Source organism: Curtobacterium sp. ODYSSEY 48 V2, from assembly GCF_023712625.1.
In the GTDB taxonomy this organism is placed as follows: domain Bacteria; phylum Actinomycetota; class Actinomycetes; order Actinomycetales; family Microbacteriaceae; genus Curtobacterium.
Genome location: NZ_JAMAXX010000005.1, coordinates 219,457 through 234,598, shown reverse-complemented (window position 1 = coordinate 234,598; position 15,142 = coordinate 219,457). Strand labels below are relative to the sequence as shown.

Sequence of the window (15,142 nt, the reverse complement as noted above, 5' to 3'; positions counted from 1 at the left end):
GTCGGCGTCACGGGCAGGGACCGTGGCGACGGACGGACGCGAGGCGGCGACGGAGCGCACACCAGGGCTGTCGGTGAGATAACGCGGACGACGAGTGAGGGTGCACTCGGTTCCGCCTGGGAACGATGAAGTCATCGTCTGGACCACCCCTCGGGTCAGGGTTTTCGGACGAGTAATGGACGACGGACCCGACACGGTCCGGGTCTAGGGAACCCGGTGCGTCCGATCAGCCGTGAGCACGATAACCCGCCCATCGGACGCCACCGAAGTGCTCGTCAGCAGAGTGTCCGACTCGCCTGGCCCCAGTCCGGGGGGTCCCTGCCCCCGTCCGGGGGTCCGGCACCGTCGGCCGGGCCGCGCGCAGGGGACAAGCGGGGTACACCGCGGCGCAGCGTCCGCCCTGCCCCGGTGTCGCCCGTGTCGGGACGACCAGGGGCTACGGACGCCGGATGACGTCCACGACGGCGTCGTGCACGTGCCCGTTCGTGGCGAGGGCGCTGCCGTGCCACGGGCCAGGGTCGCCGTCGAGCGAGGTGAAGCGGCCGCCCGCCTCCTCGACGATCGGCACGAGGGCCGCGATGTCCCACGGCTTGAGGTCGGGTTCGCCCGCGACGTCGAGGACCCCCTCGGCGACGAGCATGTACGACCACATGTCGCCGTACGCCCGGGTGCGCCAGACCTTGCGGGACAGGGTGACGAGGGCGTCGAGCCGGTCGTCCTCGTCCCACTGCTGGATGCTGTTGTAGCTGAGGCTCGCCTCGGACAGGGCCGTGACGCCGGAGACCCGCAGGGGCCCGTCGGTCGAGTGCGCGCCGAGCCCCTCCGCGGCCCACCAGCGCTTGCCGAGCGCCGGGGCGCTGACGACGCCGAGCACCGGGCGGCCGTCGACGGCGAGGGCGATGAGGGTCGCCCAGACCGGCACGCCCCGCAGGTAGTTCGCGGTGCCGTCGATCGGGTCGACCACCCACTGCCGGTGCCCCTCGCTCAGGGCGTCGGCACCGGTGTCCGCCGTCGTCTCCTCGCCCAGGAACGCGTCGTCCGGGCGCTCGGCGGCCAGGCGCTCGCGCAGGGCACGCTCGACCGCCTGGTCGGCGTCCGTGACGTGCGTGCTGTCGGCCTTCGTCGTGACGTGCAGGTCGGCGGCGCGGAACCGCTCGAGGCTGATCGCGTCGGCGGTGTCGGCGAGGGAGCGGGCGAAGTCCAGGTCGGCGCTGAGGTCCACGGAGGTCAGGCTAGCGCCCTAGGCCGCGACGACCTGCTCCTCCTCGTAGCGCGACACCGCGCGCTCGCGGGCGATGCGGGTCCGGCGTGCGGCGAGCCCGTGCACGAGGACACCGAGCAGCACCGCGACGACCAGCCACAGCACGAGCACGACCACCGACCGGGTCAGCGACGCTCCGGGGAAGTACACGAGGTCCTGCGCGGCGCCGAGCCAGGCCGCGCCGCTCCAGAACGTGTTGAGCGCCGCGAAGAAGCCGGGCTGGAACGACGGCTGGAAGATCCCGCCGGAGCTCGTGAAGTTGAGCATCACGAAGAGCATCGTCAGGATCGGGGTGGTCCACCGCCCGAGCAGCGGGTGCAGCCCGACGCCGAGGGCGACGATGACGGCGTCGTAGAGCCACGCGAACAGGAAGACCTGCCAGCGGTGGTCCGGGATGACGCCGTAGAGCGGTCCGGCGACCAGGACACCGATGCCGGCGACGACCCCGGCGGTGACGGCGCCGACGACGACCGTCCAGAGCGCGCGGAGCTTCGCGGCCGCCGCGGCGACGGCGATCGCGGAGGCGTACCCGCCGACGCTCAGGCCGACGAGCAGGAAGAAGAGTCCCTGGCCGGTCGGGTCCTCGTCACCGGTGGGCACGACGTCGTGCACGGTGAACGGCAGGTGCTGCTCGTACGCGATCGGCAGGAAGACCTTCTGGGCTGCGGTCGCGGTGGTCTCGCTCGCGGCCGTGGAGACGTAGAGCACGGCGCCGTCCGTCCCCGGCGCGTACACGGCGGCGAGGTCGCGGTCCCGGACCTGCCGTTCGGCCTCGGCCGTCGAGCCGACGACGTGCGCGACCAGCCGGCCGTCGGAGCCGTCGGTGACGGTCTGGGCGAACACCTGGGCCTCCGGGCCCTGGCCGACGATGCCGACCGGGAGCTCGTGCGGGGTCGGGGCGTGGAACGCGCCGAGGTAGGCGAGGCTCATCCCGACCGCCAGGAACAGCGGCACGAGGATGTGCGACCCGAAGGACCGCAGCGACCGTCCGAGGTGTTCGGGGTGCAGGACCGCCGCCATCGCCGCCGTGGGACGGTCGGCTCGCGACGGGTGCTCCGCCGCGTGGTCACCGTGGTGGACCGGTTCGGGTCTGGCTGTGTTGTGTTCTGCAACTTCGGGCACGAGGGGCAACGGTACACCCGCGCCGCACGCGACGGTCACCACGCACGCGACGGCCCCCACGCCCGGTCGGTCCCCACGGGCGCGACGGTCCCCGCGCGCGGGACGACCCCCGCCTCGGGTCAGTCCGCGCCGGGGTCCTCCGCACCCATGCCGGTGAGCAGGGCGCGGAAGGAGTCGAGCCGCTCGACGCCGGTCGCCCCGAGTTCCCCGTCGTGCACGCGGTCGACGATCTCCCAGTCGTGCGCCTGTGCGAGCGGGATGCCGTCGGCGGGCTCGCGCACCGGGACGGCGTGCGCCGCGAAGGCCCGGAAGACGTTCTCCGGCTGCACGTGCCCGAGCCCGAACGACCGGACGCCGGGGGTGTCGATGATCCACCCACCGTCACGGACGCGCAGCGCGATCGAGGACGACGAGGTGTGCCGCCCGCGACCGGTGACCGCGTTGACCACGCCGGTCGCGCGGGTCGAGCCGGTGATGGCGTTCACGAGCGTCGACTTGCCGACGCCGGAGTGCCCGACGGTGACGGTCACCGTGTCGTCGAGCACCTCGTGCAGGGCGTCGAACGGCACGTCGTCCGACCGGCTCGTGACGATCCGGAGGTCCAGGCAGGCGAAGTGCGCCAGGAACGGTGCCGGGTCGGCCAGGTCGGTCTTCGTGATGCAGAGCACCGGGTCCAGGCCGGCGTCGAACGCCGCGACGAGGTACCGGTCGATGAGTCGCGGGCGCGGCTCGGGGTCCGCCGCCGCGACGACGATCAGCATCTGGTCGGCGTTCGCGACGATCACGCGCTCGACCTCGTCGCTGTCGTCCGCGCTCCGGCGGAGCAGGGTCGACCGCTCGGCGACCTTGACGATCCGCGCGAGCGAACCAGCGTCGCCCGAGACGTCCCCGGCGAGCGACACGCGGTCGCCGGTCACGACCGACTTCTTGCCGAGCTCCCGGGCCTTCGTCGCCGTGATCACCCGCTCGTCGTCCTGGCCGGCCGGAACCAGCACGCCGAAGCGCCCGCGGTCGACGTTCGTCACCCAGCCGGTCGGGGCGTCGTCGTAGTTCGGACGGGTCTTCGTGCGGGGCCGGTTGCCCTTCGGGTTCGGCCGGATCCGCACCTTCGACTCGTACTGTCCGTACGGCTCGTCCTCGTCGGTGTCGTCCCCGTCGACGTCGTCCCACCAGCTCACGGCGTCACGCTCCCGTCCGGTGGCCCGCAGCGTGGTCCGCACCGGTCGCCACCAGGTCCGCCCAGAGCTCGGGGAACTGCGGCAGCGTCTTCGCCGTGCAGCCGACGTCGTCGACGGCGACGCCGTCGACGACGAGACCGACGAGGGCGCCCGCGGTCGCCATCCGGTGGTCGTCGTACGCGGCCCAGCCACCCCCGTGGAGGCGGGCGGGCGTGATCCGCAGGCCGTCGTCGAGTTCCTGCACCGAGCCTCCCGACCGGTTCACGTCCGCCGCGAGCGCGGCGAGGCGGTCCGTCTCGTGGCCACGCAGGTGGCCGATCCCGGTGATCTCGCTCGGCCCGTCGGCCAGGGCCGACAGCGCGACGAGCGCCGGTGCGAGTTCGCCGCCGCGGGACAGGTCGAGCGTCACACCCGGCAGGGAGGCTCCACCGGCCACCCCGACGCCGCCGTCGAAGACGAGGTCGTCGCCGTCCCGCGTGACGGTCGCGCCCCACAGGGGCAGGAGCGTCTCGAGGTCGGCACCGACCTGCGTGGTGTCGGTCGGCCAGGTGCGGATCCGGACGGTGCCGCCCGCGACGAGCGCAGCCGCCGCGAACGGCGCGGCGTTCGACAGGTCGGGCTCGATGACGACGTCGCGCGCCGCGATCGGGCCCGGGTGCACCACCCACTCGCCGACGGTCGGCTGGTCCACGCGGACACCGCGAGCGCGGAGCGCCGCGACGGTCATGTCGATGTGCGGCAGGCTCGGCAGCCGCTCGCCGACGTGGGTGAGGTGCAGGCCCTCGTCGAAGCGGGGCGCCGACAGCAGCAGCCCGGACACGAACTGCGACGACGCCGACGCGTCGATCTCGAGACGGCCCCCGCGGACCGATCCGGTGCCGGTGAACGAGAAGGGCATCGCGCCGTCGCCGTCGTCCGTCACGTCGACCCCGAGGTCGGCGAGGGCGCGGATGATCGCGCCCATCGGTCGCCTCCGCGCGTACGGGTCGCCGTCGACCGTCACGGGGCCGGTCGCCAGCGCGGCGAGCGGCGGCAGGAAGCGCATCACGGTGCCGGCCAGCCCGCAGTCGACGGCGACGTCGCCGTGCATCGGCGCGGGTGTGATCCGGAGGTCCGGCCCGTACGGGTTCGGAGCCGTGCCGTCCGCGGGGGCGACCTCGTCGATCCCGACGCCGAGCTGCCGGAGCGCGGCGACCATCAGGGCGGAGTCGCGCGAGTGCAGGGGGAGCCGGATGGTCGAGGGGCCGTCGGCCAGCGCCGCGAGGACCAGCTCCCGGTTCGTCAGCGACTTCGAGCCGGGCAGGGCGACGTCGCCGCGCAGGGGTCCGCGGGCGAGGGGTGCGATCCAGGGATCGGGCTGCTGGGAATGCGTCGACTGGGCCATCGGTTCACCAGGGTACTGAACACCGCGGGAGGACCATTGGCGACAGCGACACTCGAACGGTCACGGACGGCACTGCCGACCGTGCGGACGACGATCGACGGCTCGCTCGGCGGGCTCGGCCTAGACTCGTCCGTGATGACGACCGACGAACCGCAGGCAGCACCGCACGACCTGGTCGAGGAGACCGAGGCGCAGCTCGACGCGGTGTCCGAGGAAGCGGACGCCCTCGAGCCCGAGGCCGAACCGGCGGACGAGAAGACCGTGTCCGAGGCCGAACTGCGCTCCCTGTTCGAGGACCAGGCGCTCCCGTTCATGGACCAGCTCTACGGCGCCGCGATGCGGATGACCCGCAACCCGGCCGACGCGTCGGACCTGGTGCAGGAGACCTTCGTCAAGGCGTACGCGGCGTTCCGGCAGTTCCGTCAGGGCACGAACCTCAAGGCGTGGCTCTACCGGATCCTCACGAACACGTTCATCAACACGTACCGCAAGAACCAGCGGAACCCGTACCAGGGCACGATCGACGAGCTCGAGGACTGGCAGCTCGGCGGCGCCGAGAGCGTCACGCAGTCCGTCTCGGCGCGTTCCGCCGAGGCCGACGCGATCGACCACCTGCCGTCCTCCGCCGTGAAGGACGCGCTCCAGTCGATCCCCGAGGACTTCCGGATGGCCGTGTACTTCGCGGACGTCGAGGGCTTCTCCTACCAGGAGATCGCCGACATCATGAAGACCCCCGTGGGGACGGTCATGAGCCGTCTCCACCGTGGACGCCGGCTCCTCCGCGGGCTCCTGGCGGACCACGCACGCGAGACCGGCATCGTCCCGGACGCAGCGTCGACGGCGACGATGCGCGGGCGGGGCCGGAAGACGACTGCGGCCGCTGGTCGCACCGACGGGAAGGACGCACGATGAGCGGCTGCGACTGCTCGAAGGCCAAGGCCGAGCTCGAGGAGTTCCTGCACGACGAGCTCTGCCGCGAGGACGCCGCGGACATCCGCGAGCACATGGAGTCCTGCGAGGACTGCACGAGCGAGCACCGCGTGGGCGTCGTCCTCATGGAGACGGTGAAGCGCGCGTGCGCCGAGACCGCGCCGGACCAGCTCCGGACCGAGATCCTCGCGCGCATCCGCGTGGAGCAGGCGACGCACTAGGCGCGACCGTCCGCGGTCGTCACACGTCGCCGGCGCTGGGTAGGGTCGCCCCATGACCCTCACCGCCGAGTCGATCACCACCTGGTCCGACACGGACGTCGCCGACGTCACCGCCCTCGTCCGTCTGCTCGGGCACGTCGTCGACGAGTCCGCGATGCGCGCACGGCTGGAACGGCTCGTGCCCGAGGCCGTGCACCGCACGTGGCTGGTCCGTGGCGACGACGGCCGAGCGGTCGCCGTGGCGGGTGCGCAGGTCACGTGGTCGTACGCGAGCGACGAGCCCACCGCGCAGCTCCTGCTGCTGGTGGTCGACCCGTCGGCCCGGAGGCTCGGGACCGGTTCCGCGCTCATCGACACGTTCGAGACGTGGGCGAGTGAGCAGGGGGCGCACCGGCTGAGCGCCGTGTCCGCCGCCGCCACGGACAGCGCGCACCGGTTCTACCAGAAGCGCGGGTACCACGAGGCCGGGGTCCGCTACACGAAGCTGAAGTAGCGTCGGGCAGCCCCTGGCGCTGCACGTCGGTGCTGCTGCGTGCCGCGTGCGGCCGCCGCTGCTGCCGCCGCCGTCGGTGCGTCTGCGTGCCCGGGAGATGCGCGCCCTGACGAACGATGCGCCCCGTCTCCACGGGGCGCATCGTGCGTCAGGGGGCGCGGCGGATCAGCCGAGTGCCTTGCGGACGACGTCGGCGGCCTCACCCGCGGAACGCTTCGACGAGCCCGTCGCCGGTGCGGCACTCGCCGGGCGCGAGGCCACGGAGAGCGGACGGCCGTCGAGGTGCGGCGACAGGTTCATGCACACGAACGGCCAGGCGCCCTGGTTCTCCGGCTCCTCCTGGGCCCAGACGACCTCGGCCTGCGGGTAGCCCGCGAGCACCCTGAGCAGCTCGTCGAGGGGGAGCGGCGCGAGCTGCTCCAACCGGACGAGGGCGACGTCGGTCGCGCCGGACTTGTCGAGCTCGGCGCGGAGGTCGTGGTGCACCTTGCCGGAGTGCAGCACGACGCGGCGCACCGTGGCCCTGTCGGTCACGCGGTCGTCGTCGAGCACCTCGTGGAAGGAGCCGTTCGTGAAGGCCTCGACCGGGCTCGTCGCCTGGCGGAGGCGGAGCATGGCCTTCGGCGTGAAGACGACGAGCGGCTTCTGCGGGCGTTCCCACGCCTGGCGACGGAGCAGGTGGAACCACGACGCCGGCGTCGAGGGACGCGCGACGATCATGTTGTCCTCGGCGCAGAGCTGCAGGTACCGCTCGATGCGCGCCGAGGAGTGGTCCGGCCCCTGACCCTCGTAGCCGTGGGGGAGCAGGAGCACCAGACCGGAGCGCTGTCCCCACTTCTGCTCGGCGGACGAGATGAACTCGTCGATGACGGTCTGCGCGCCGTTCGCGAAGTCGCCGAACTGCGCCTCCCACAGCACGAGGGCCTCGGGACGTTCGACCGAGTAGCCGTACTCGAACGCCATCGCCGCGTACTCGCTGAGCAGCGAGTCGTAGATGTACAGGCGGGCCTGGTCCTCGGCGACGTTGGCGAGCGGCAGCCACTCCTGCCCGTTCACCCGGTCGTGGAAGACCGCCTGGCGCTGCACGAAGGTGCCGCGTCGGGCGTCCTGGCCGGCGAGCCGGACGGGCTTGCCCTCGACCAGCACCGACCCGATCGCCATGAGTTCCGCCATCGCCCAGTCGATGCCGCCGGAGCGGGTCATCTCGGTACGCTTCGTGAGGAGCTGCTGCAGCTTCGGGTGGATCGAGAAGCCGGCGGGCGGGTTGCTGTGCGCGTCGCCGATGGCCCGGACGAGTTCCTCGGAGATCGCCGTCTCGTGCACCTCGACCTCGGCGTCGTCACGCTGGGCCGTCGGACGCTCGAGACCGTCCACGGCGCCGTCGTCGTCCGTCGTGATGACGGGCATCGTGCCGGTCTGCGCCTCGTGGGTCTCGGCGAAGGCGCGCTCGAGGCGGTCCTGGAAGTCGCGGTGCGCCTCGTCGTACTCCTCCTGCGTGATGTCGCCGCGACCGACGAGGGCCTCGGTGTACAGGGTGCGGACGGAGCGCTTCGCCTCGATGAGGTTGTACATGAGCGGCTGGGTCATCGAGGGGTCGTCGCCCTCGTTGTGGCCGCGGCGGCGGTAGCAGACCAGGTCGATCACGACGTCACGGTGGAACTCCTCGCGGTACGCGAAGGCGAGCTCGGCGACGCGGGCCACGGCCTCGGGGTCGTCCCCGTTGACGTGGAAGATCGGCGCCTGGATCGTCTTCGCCACGTCGGTGGAGTACACCGAGCTGCGCGCGGACTCCGGGGGCGTGGTGAACCCGACCTGGTTGTTGATGACGAGGTGCACCGTGCCACCCGTGCGGTAGCCGCGGAGCTGCGACATCTGCAGCGTCTCGACGACGACGCCCTGGCCGGCCATGGCCGCGTCGCCGTGCACGAGCACCGGCAGCACGCCGAAGGTGCCGGGCGGGGTGCGGTCCTGCTTGGCGCGCACGATGCCCTCGAGCACGCCGTCGACGGCCTCGAGGTGTGACGGGTTCGCGGCGATCGTGACGGGGATGCTCGAGCCGTCCGACGCGCGGAAGACGCCCTCGGTGCCGACGTGGTACTTCACGTCGCCGGAGCCCTGACCGGACACGGAACCCGGGAGCGACGACCCCTCGAACTCGCGGAAGATCTGCCCGTAGGTCTTGCCGGCGATGTTCGTCAGCACGTTGAGGCGGCCGCGGTGGGCCATGCCGATGGCGACCTCGTCGAGGCCGGCGCCCGCCGCGTGCTGGATGAGGGTGTCGAGGAACGCGATGGTCGACTCGCCGCCCTCGAGCGAGAAGCGCTTCTGGCCGACGTACTTCGTCTGCAGGAAGGTCTCGAACGCCTCGGCCTCGTTGAGCTTGCCGAGGACGCGGAGCTGCTCGTCCTTCGACGGCTTCGAGTACGGCACCTCGATGTGGCCCTGCACCCAGCGGCGCTGTTCCGGGTCCTGGATGTGCATGTACTCGACACCGACGGTGCGGCAGTAGGCGTCGCGCAGGATGCCGAGCACGTCGCGCAGGGGTGCCGTCGTGGTGCCGGCGAGGCCGCCCGTGACGAACTCGCGGTCGAGGTCCCAGAACGTCAGCCCGTGGTTCTCGAGCTCGAGGTCGGGGTGGGTGCGCTGCCGGTACTCGAGCGGGTCGATGTCGGCCATCAGGTGCCCGCGCACGCGGAAGCTGTTGATGAGCTCCTGCACGCGCGACGTCTTGTTGACGCGGTGGGCCAGGTCGACGTTGATGTCGTTCGCCCACTGGATGGGCTTGTAGGGGATGCGCAGCGCCGAGAAGATGCCCTCGTAGAACCCGTGCTCGCCGATGAGTCGCTCGTGCACCTTCTTGAGGTACTCGCCCGAGCCGGCGCCCTGGATGACCCGGTGGTCGTAGGTGCTCGTCAGCGTGATCGTCTTGCCGACGCCGAGCTCGACCAGGGTCTTCGTCGCGGAGCCCTGGAACTGCGCCGGGTACTCGAGCGCACCGGCGCCGATGATCGAGCCCTGGCCCTTCGTCAGGCGCGGGACCGAGTGCACGGTGCCGATGCCGCCCGGGTTGGTGAGCGAGATCGTCGTGCCCTGGAAGTCGGCCGGCGTGAGCTTGTTGTCGCGGGCGCGCTTGACGAGGTCCTCGTACGCGGCGAGGAACTGGCCGAAGGTCAGGGTCTCGGCGCGCTTGATGCTCGGGACGAGGAGCGAGCGGGTGCCGTCCTTCTTGGGGACGTCGATCGCGATGCCGAGGTTCACGTGCGCGGGCTCCACCACGAAGGGCTTGCCGTCGCGCTCCTCGTAGAACACGTTCTGGCTCGGGAAGTCCTTCAGCGCCTGCACCATCGCCCACCCGATCAGGTGGGTGAAGGAGATCTTGCCGCCCCGGGCCCGGCGCAGGTGGTTGTTGACGACGATGCGGTTGTCGATCATCAGCTTCGCCGGGATCGTCCGGACGCTGGTCGCGGTCGGGACCGTGAGCGAGGCGTCCATGTTCGAGGCCAGCGTCTTCGCCATGCCCCGGAGCGGGGTCGCCACGTCCTCGTGGGTCTCCTCGTGGTCGTCGGCCTCGTCGTTGGCCTCGGCCGGGATCGGCTGCGGGGTGGGCTGGCGCGAGGTCGTCTTCGCCTGGATCGGACCGGCGGGCCTCGCCTCGCCCGGGGCGTCACCCGTGGCGGGCTGCTGCGTGGTCGACTGCGACGAGGACTGCGCGGGGGCGGGTGCGCTGGGCGCCGAGCCGGCGGCGGCGTCGCCCCCGGTCTGCGAGCGGTGGTAGCTCTCGAGCACGGGCCACCACGACTTGTCGACGGACTCCTTGTCGGCGACGAACTGCTCGTAGAGCTCGTCGACCAGCCACTCGTTCGCCCCGAATTCGCCCGCGGTCTCGTCCGTACCCGTCAGATGGCTCGACACAGCCGATCGCCCACTCTCCGTCGATAGATGCTCGTGTGTGTCGTGCGGGGCAACCCTGCTCCGCACTGGCCGCCAGCCTAGCCGTTCCGCGCCGACCGTTCGGTGACCGTCGGACGCGCGCCGCGCCTCCCGGCCGTGCTCGCGCGTGTCGGGACGGGGGCCGCCCACCGGACCGGTGGACCCGACGACGGGTGTCGCGTAGCAGGGGTCCTGCTCCGGCGTCGACGGTGCGCCGGGGAGACCTCCCGCACGCGTGTCCGCGCGGCTGCGGAGCCGTACAGTGGCACCCATGAGGTTCTACGAGACGCGGCCGACGCACGACCTGACCTACTCCGACGTCTTCCTCGTGCCGAGTCGGTCCGGGGTGACGAGCCGCTTCGACGTGGACCTCGCCACGAACGACGGCACGGGCGCCACGATCCCGATCGTCAGCGCGAACATGAACTCGGTGACCGGCCCGCGGCTCGCCGCGACCCTCGCCCGCCGCGGTGGGCTCGGTGTGCTGCCGCAGGACATGCACCTGCAGGACCTCGACGCCGCGATCCGCTGGGTCAAGGAGCAGCCGGTCGACTTCGACACCGCCTACGACATGCGCGCCGACACCACCGTCGCCGAGGCGCTCGAGCAGCTGCTGCCGGTGGCAGGTCGCGGGGTCGTGGTCCGCGACGGGGCGGGGGAGTACCTCGGCTGCGTGCCCGCCGTGCGGCTCGGCACCGCGGGTGCGGACGCGACGATCGGTGACCTGCTGCACGGACCCTCGACGGCAATCGACGCCGACGACGCCGGTACCCCGCGGCACGTGTACGACGTGCTCTCCGCCGCCGAGGTCGACTTCGCGCCCGTGGTCCGGCACGGCAGGGTCGTCGGCACCACGAGCCAGACCAGCGCGATCCGCTCCGACATCTACACGCCCGCCGTCGACGGGGACGGTCGCCTGCGGGTCGCCGCCGCGGTCGGCATCAACGGCGACGTCGCCGCGAAGGCGAAGGCCCTGGCCGCCGCCGGGGTCGACGTGCTCGTGCTCGACACCGCGCACGGCCACCAGGAGGGCATGCTCCGCGCGCTCCGCACGGTCTCGGCGCTGGGTCTCGGCCTGCCGATCGTCGCCGGCAACGTCGTCACCGCCGACGCCGTCGCGCACCTCGTCGACGCCGGTGCGACGATCATCAAGGTCGGCGTCGGACCGGGCGCGATGTGCACGACGCGCATGATGACGGCCGTCGGTCGCCCGCAGTTCTCCGCCGTGCTCGAGACCGCCGCGGCCGCCCGGTCGCTCGGCGCACACGTCTGGGCCGACGGCGGCGTCCGCTACCCGCGCGACGTGGCACTCGCGCTGGCCGCCGGAGCCTCCGCCGTCATGATCGGTTCGTGGTTCGCCGGCACGCTCGAGGCGCCGGGCGTGCTCCGTCGCGACGCTGCGGGCAAGGCCTACAAGGAGAGCTGGGGCATGGCCTCGGCGAAGGCCGTGCGGGAGCGCTTCGAGCGCCTCGACCCGTACGAGCGGGCCCGCAAGGCGCTCTTCGCCGAGGGCATCTCGTCGTCGACGATCTACCTCGACCCGGAGCGGCCGAGCGTCGAGGACCTGCTCGACATGATCACCACCGGCATCCGCAGCTCGGCGACGTACGCGGGGGCGTCCTCGCTGACCGAGTTCGCCGAGCGGGCGCTCGTCGGCATCCAGTCGGCCGCCGGCTACGAGGAGGGCAAGCCGCTCCCCGTGAGCTGGTAGCGGCGCGGGGCGCGGCCGTCGGCGGGCCGCCGTCGGCGCCCGAGTCTCGGTTCCACGGACAGTTTCGCGGTCCCACCGCCCCGAACGTGTCCGCCTGGCCGAGTCTCGACCAGGACCGACAGGCGGACGGGAGGCGCGGTGCCAGCTGGCACCGTCCTCCCTCGCAGGCTCGGTCGGCGCGCCCCGCGCAACGCTTCGCGTCGCCGCTGAGCTGGGCGCGCCCGTCCGTCGTCCGGCGCGGTCAGCGCCGCCGGGTCGCGTCCTCGACGGTGCCCACCAGTTCCTCGAGGATGTCCTCGAGGAACAGCACACCGATCGTGCGCCCCTCGGCGTCGAACGCCCGCGCCACGTGACGGCCCGCCGCACGCATGGTCGCGAGGGCGTCCTCGAGGTCCATGTCCGTGTACAGGGAGATGAGCTGCCGGATCCGCTTCGGGGGCACCGGCACGTCGAACTCGTCCGGACGCAGGTCGATGACGTCCTTGACGTGCACGTAGCCCGTCGGGTCGCCGTCGTCGCCGACGAGCACGTACCGCGAGAAGCCGCGCTGGGCGACCGCTCGCTCGACGTCCTCGGGGGTGGCGTCCTCGGGGAGGGTGACCAGGTCGGACATCGGCACCGCGACGTCCTTGACCTTCTTCTCCGTGAACTCGAACGCCATCGCGAGCTTGCCGTCGTCCGTCAGGGTGCCCTCGCGGCGGGACTGCTCGACGATCGTCTGGACCTCCTCCACGGTGAACGCGCTGACGGCCTCGTCCTTCGGCTCGACCTTGAACAGACGGAGCACGGCGTTCGCGGTCTCGTTCAGGCCGACGATCACCCAGTGCAGGGCGTGGCCGATGTACCAGAGCGTCGGGACGAGCAGCAGTGCGGCCCGGTCGGGCATCGAGAACGAGATGTTCTTCGGCACCATCTCGCCGAACACGACGTGCAGGAAGGACACGAGCAGCAGCGTGAAGACGAACGCCACGGTGCCGATCACCTCGACGCTCCAGCCGGTCAGTCCGAGCGGGACCTCGAGCAGGTGGTGGATGGCCGGCTCGGACACGTTGAGGATGAGGAGCGAGCAGACCGTGATGCCGAGCTGCGTGGTGGCGAGCATGCGCGTGGCGTGCTCCATCGCGGCGAGCGTCGTCTGGGCGGCCTTCGACCCGGCCTCGGCGCGCGGCTCGATCTGCGAGCGGCGGGCGGAGATCACGGCGAACTCGGCGGCGACGAAGTACGCGTTGCCGAGCAGCAGGACGACGAGCCAGAAGATGCCCCACCAGTCGGAGCCGCTCGACGCGGACTCACCGGCGGCGAGGACGACCATGCCGTCGTGGACGGACGCGGCGCTCATCGGGAGCCCTCCTTCGTGGCGGGGATGATGATCCCGGTGGCCGGGCGCTGCGCGGTCGCGGTGCTGCCGGTGGTCGGGACGGGATCGGGGTGCGTCGGGGTCCAGCGGACGCGGTCGACACGGCGACCGTCCAACCGCTCGACGCGGAAGACGCCGTCGTCGAGCGCGACCTCGTCACCGACGGCGGGCAGGCGTCCGAGGGAGGACATGATGAACCCGCCCACGGTCTCGTACGGACCGTCCTCGGGGACCGTCACGCCGGCGCGGTCCTCGAGCTCGTCGGGACGCAGGAGTCCGGGGAAGGTCAACCAGTTCCGGGAGCGCACGACGTCGATGCGTGCGCGGTCGTGCTCGTCGGACACCTCGCCGACGATCTCCTCGACGAGGTCCTCGAGCGTGACGACACCGGCGGTGCCGCCGTACTCGTCGACGACGATCACCATCTGGTAGCCGCGGCTCCGGACCTCGGCGAGCAGGGTGTCGCCGGGCATGGTCTCGGGGACGCGCTCGGCCTCGGTCATCAGGGCGCCGACCGGCACCTCGGGGCGCTTCTCGCGCGGGACCGCGACGGCCTGCTTCACGTGCACGATGCCGACGACGTCGTCCGCGTCCTCCTCGATCACGGGGAAGCGGCTGAAGCCGGTGCGGCGCGCGAGCGCGATGACGTCGTCCGCCGACTCCGAGACCCGGATGGTCGACAGTCGCGGGCGCGGGGTCATCACGTCGCTCGCGTCGAGCTCGGAGAACGCGATGGTGCGCTGGAGCAGCGTCGCGGTGTCCTGCTCGAGCGAGCCCTCCGACGCCGAGCGGCGGAGGAGCGAGCTGAGCTCCTCGGCGCTGCGGGCTCCGGACAGTTCCTCCTGGGGCTCGATGCCCATCGACCGGAGGACGGCGTTCGCGGTGCCGTTGAGCAGGGCGACCGCGGGCTTGAACACGGTGGTGAAGGCGACCTGCAGCGGCACGACGAGCCGCGCGGTCTGGAGCGGCAGCGCGAGCGCGAAGTTCTTCGGCACGAGCTCGCCGAGGATCATCGACAGCAGCGTCGCGATGACGAGCGCCACGATCGAGCCGACGGTCTCGACGAGTGCCTCGGGCAGCTGCATCGCGAGGAACGGCGCCTCGAGCAGCGTTGCGATCGACGGTTCGAGCAGGTAGCCGGTCAGCAGGGTCGTCAGCGTGATGCCGAGCTGCGCGCTCGACAGGTGCGTCGACGTGACCTTCAGCGCTGCGATGACGGGCGCCAGGCCGGACTCGCCGCGGTCGCGCCGGGCCTCGACCTCGGCGCGGTCGAGGTTCACGAGCGCGAACTCCGAGGCGACGAAGACACCGGTACCGAGGGTCAGCAGGATGCCGCCGACCAGCATGACGATGTCGAGGGGACTCATTCTCCACCTCCCGACGCACGGGAAGCGGGGCTGCTCACCGAGTGAGCGCCGGATGAGTGGGAAGGCGAAACGGAATTCGGAGGATCGTCCACAGTGAGCAACATCGTAGTGGGTGCGCTGCGTCGGAGCCGAGAACACGTACAGGGAGCGCGCCGTGCCTCCCGGCCCGCACGCCGCGCGCCCCCGAC

The 15,142-nt window shown here is 72.0% G+C and carries 11 protein-coding genes; 4 read left to right on the top strand and 7 right to left on the bottom strand.

What is annotated here, in order from left to right:
* Nucleotides 1–436: 436 nt before the first annotated feature.
* The 4 genes from M3666_RS09675 to aroA all read right to left on the bottom strand — a co-directional run bounded on the left by M3666_RS09675 (nt 437) and on the right by aroA (nt 4,945).
* Nucleotides 437–1,222 (bottom strand): inositol monophosphatase family protein, encoded by a 786-nt coding sequence (locus M3666_RS09675; RefSeq protein WP_209682271.1) that lies wholly within the window; start codon nt 1,220–1,222, stop codon nt 437–439.
* Between the two features lie 18 nt (nt 1,223–1,240).
* Nucleotides 1,241–2,281 carry a hypothetical protein gene (locus M3666_RS09670; RefSeq protein WP_251155099.1) on the bottom strand — a complete coding sequence of 347 codons (1,041 nt, stop codon included), beginning with the start codon at nt 2,279–2,281 and terminating at the stop codon, nt 1,241–1,243.
* 221 nt (nt 2,282–2,502) lie between these two features.
* Complete coding sequence (rsgA, locus tag M3666_RS09665) at nt 2,503–3,561, bottom strand: ribosome small subunit-dependent GTPase A (protein WP_251155098.1); 1,059 nt, start codon at nt 3,559–3,561, stop codon at nt 2,503–2,505.
* A gap of 4 nt (nt 3,562–3,565) precedes the next feature.
* Nucleotides 3,566–4,945 (bottom strand): 3-phosphoshikimate 1-carboxyvinyltransferase, encoded by a 1,380-nt coding sequence (gene aroA / locus M3666_RS09660; RefSeq protein ID WP_251155097.1) that lies wholly within the window; start codon nt 4,943–4,945, stop codon nt 3,566–3,568.
* 135 nt (nt 4,946–5,080) lie between these two features.
* On the opposite strand from aroA, the gene M3666_RS09655 reads away from it, so the two are divergent.
* Genes M3666_RS09655 through M3666_RS09645 form a run of 3 tightly spaced genes read left to right on the top strand, consistent with a single transcriptional unit; the run spans nt 5,081 to nt 6,589 of the window.
* Nucleotides 5,081–5,857 (top strand): sigma-70 family RNA polymerase sigma factor, encoded by a 777-nt coding sequence (locus M3666_RS09655; protein ID WP_066658348.1) that lies wholly within the window; start codon nt 5,081–5,083, stop codon nt 5,855–5,857.
* On the top strand, nt 5,854–6,096 hold the full coding sequence (locus M3666_RS09650) for a zf-HC2 domain-containing protein (RefSeq protein WP_066654764.1): 243 nt from the start codon (nt 5,854–5,856) through the stop codon (nt 6,094–6,096). The genes M3666_RS09655 and M3666_RS09650 overlap by 4 nt, the downstream gene beginning before the upstream one ends.
* A 52-nt stretch (nt 6,097–6,148) precedes the next feature.
* The gene (locus tag M3666_RS09645; protein ID WP_251155096.1) at nt 6,149–6,589 is read left to right on the top strand and encodes a GNAT family N-acetyltransferase; all 441 of its coding nucleotides are present in this window, start codon (nt 6,149–6,151) and stop codon (nt 6,587–6,589) included.
* 165 nt (nt 6,590–6,754) lie between these two features.
* Here the strand turns inward: M3666_RS09645 and M3666_RS09640 are convergent, their stop codons facing one another.
* On the bottom strand, nt 6,755–10,501 hold the full coding sequence (locus tag M3666_RS09640; protein ID WP_251155095.1) for a multifunctional oxoglutarate decarboxylase/oxoglutarate dehydrogenase thiamine pyrophosphate-binding subunit/dihydrolipoyllysine-residue succinyltransferase subunit: 3,747 nt from the start codon (nt 10,499–10,501) through the stop codon (nt 6,755–6,757).
* 289 nt (nt 10,502–10,790) lie between these two features.
* Between M3666_RS09640 and M3666_RS09635 the strand changes: the two genes are divergently transcribed.
* Nucleotides 10,791–12,230, top strand: coding sequence for a GuaB1 family IMP dehydrogenase-related protein (locus M3666_RS09635; RefSeq protein ID WP_251155094.1), 1,440 nt, complete (start codon nt 10,791–10,793; stop codon nt 12,228–12,230).
* A 241-nt stretch (nt 12,231–12,471) separates the two neighbouring features.
* Here M3666_RS09635 and M3666_RS09630 read toward each other — a convergent pair whose 3' ends face one another.
* Complete coding sequence (locus tag M3666_RS09630; RefSeq protein ID WP_066658342.1) at nt 12,472–13,542, bottom strand: hemolysin family protein; 1,071 nt, start codon at nt 13,540–13,542, stop codon at nt 12,472–12,474.
* Between the two features lie 23 nt (nt 13,543–13,565).
* Entirely contained in the window at nt 13,566–14,954 is a 1,389-nt protein-coding gene (locus M3666_RS09625; RefSeq protein ID WP_066654758.1) for a hemolysin family protein, read from the bottom strand.
* Between the last annotated feature and the right edge of the window lie 188 nt (nt 14,955–15,142).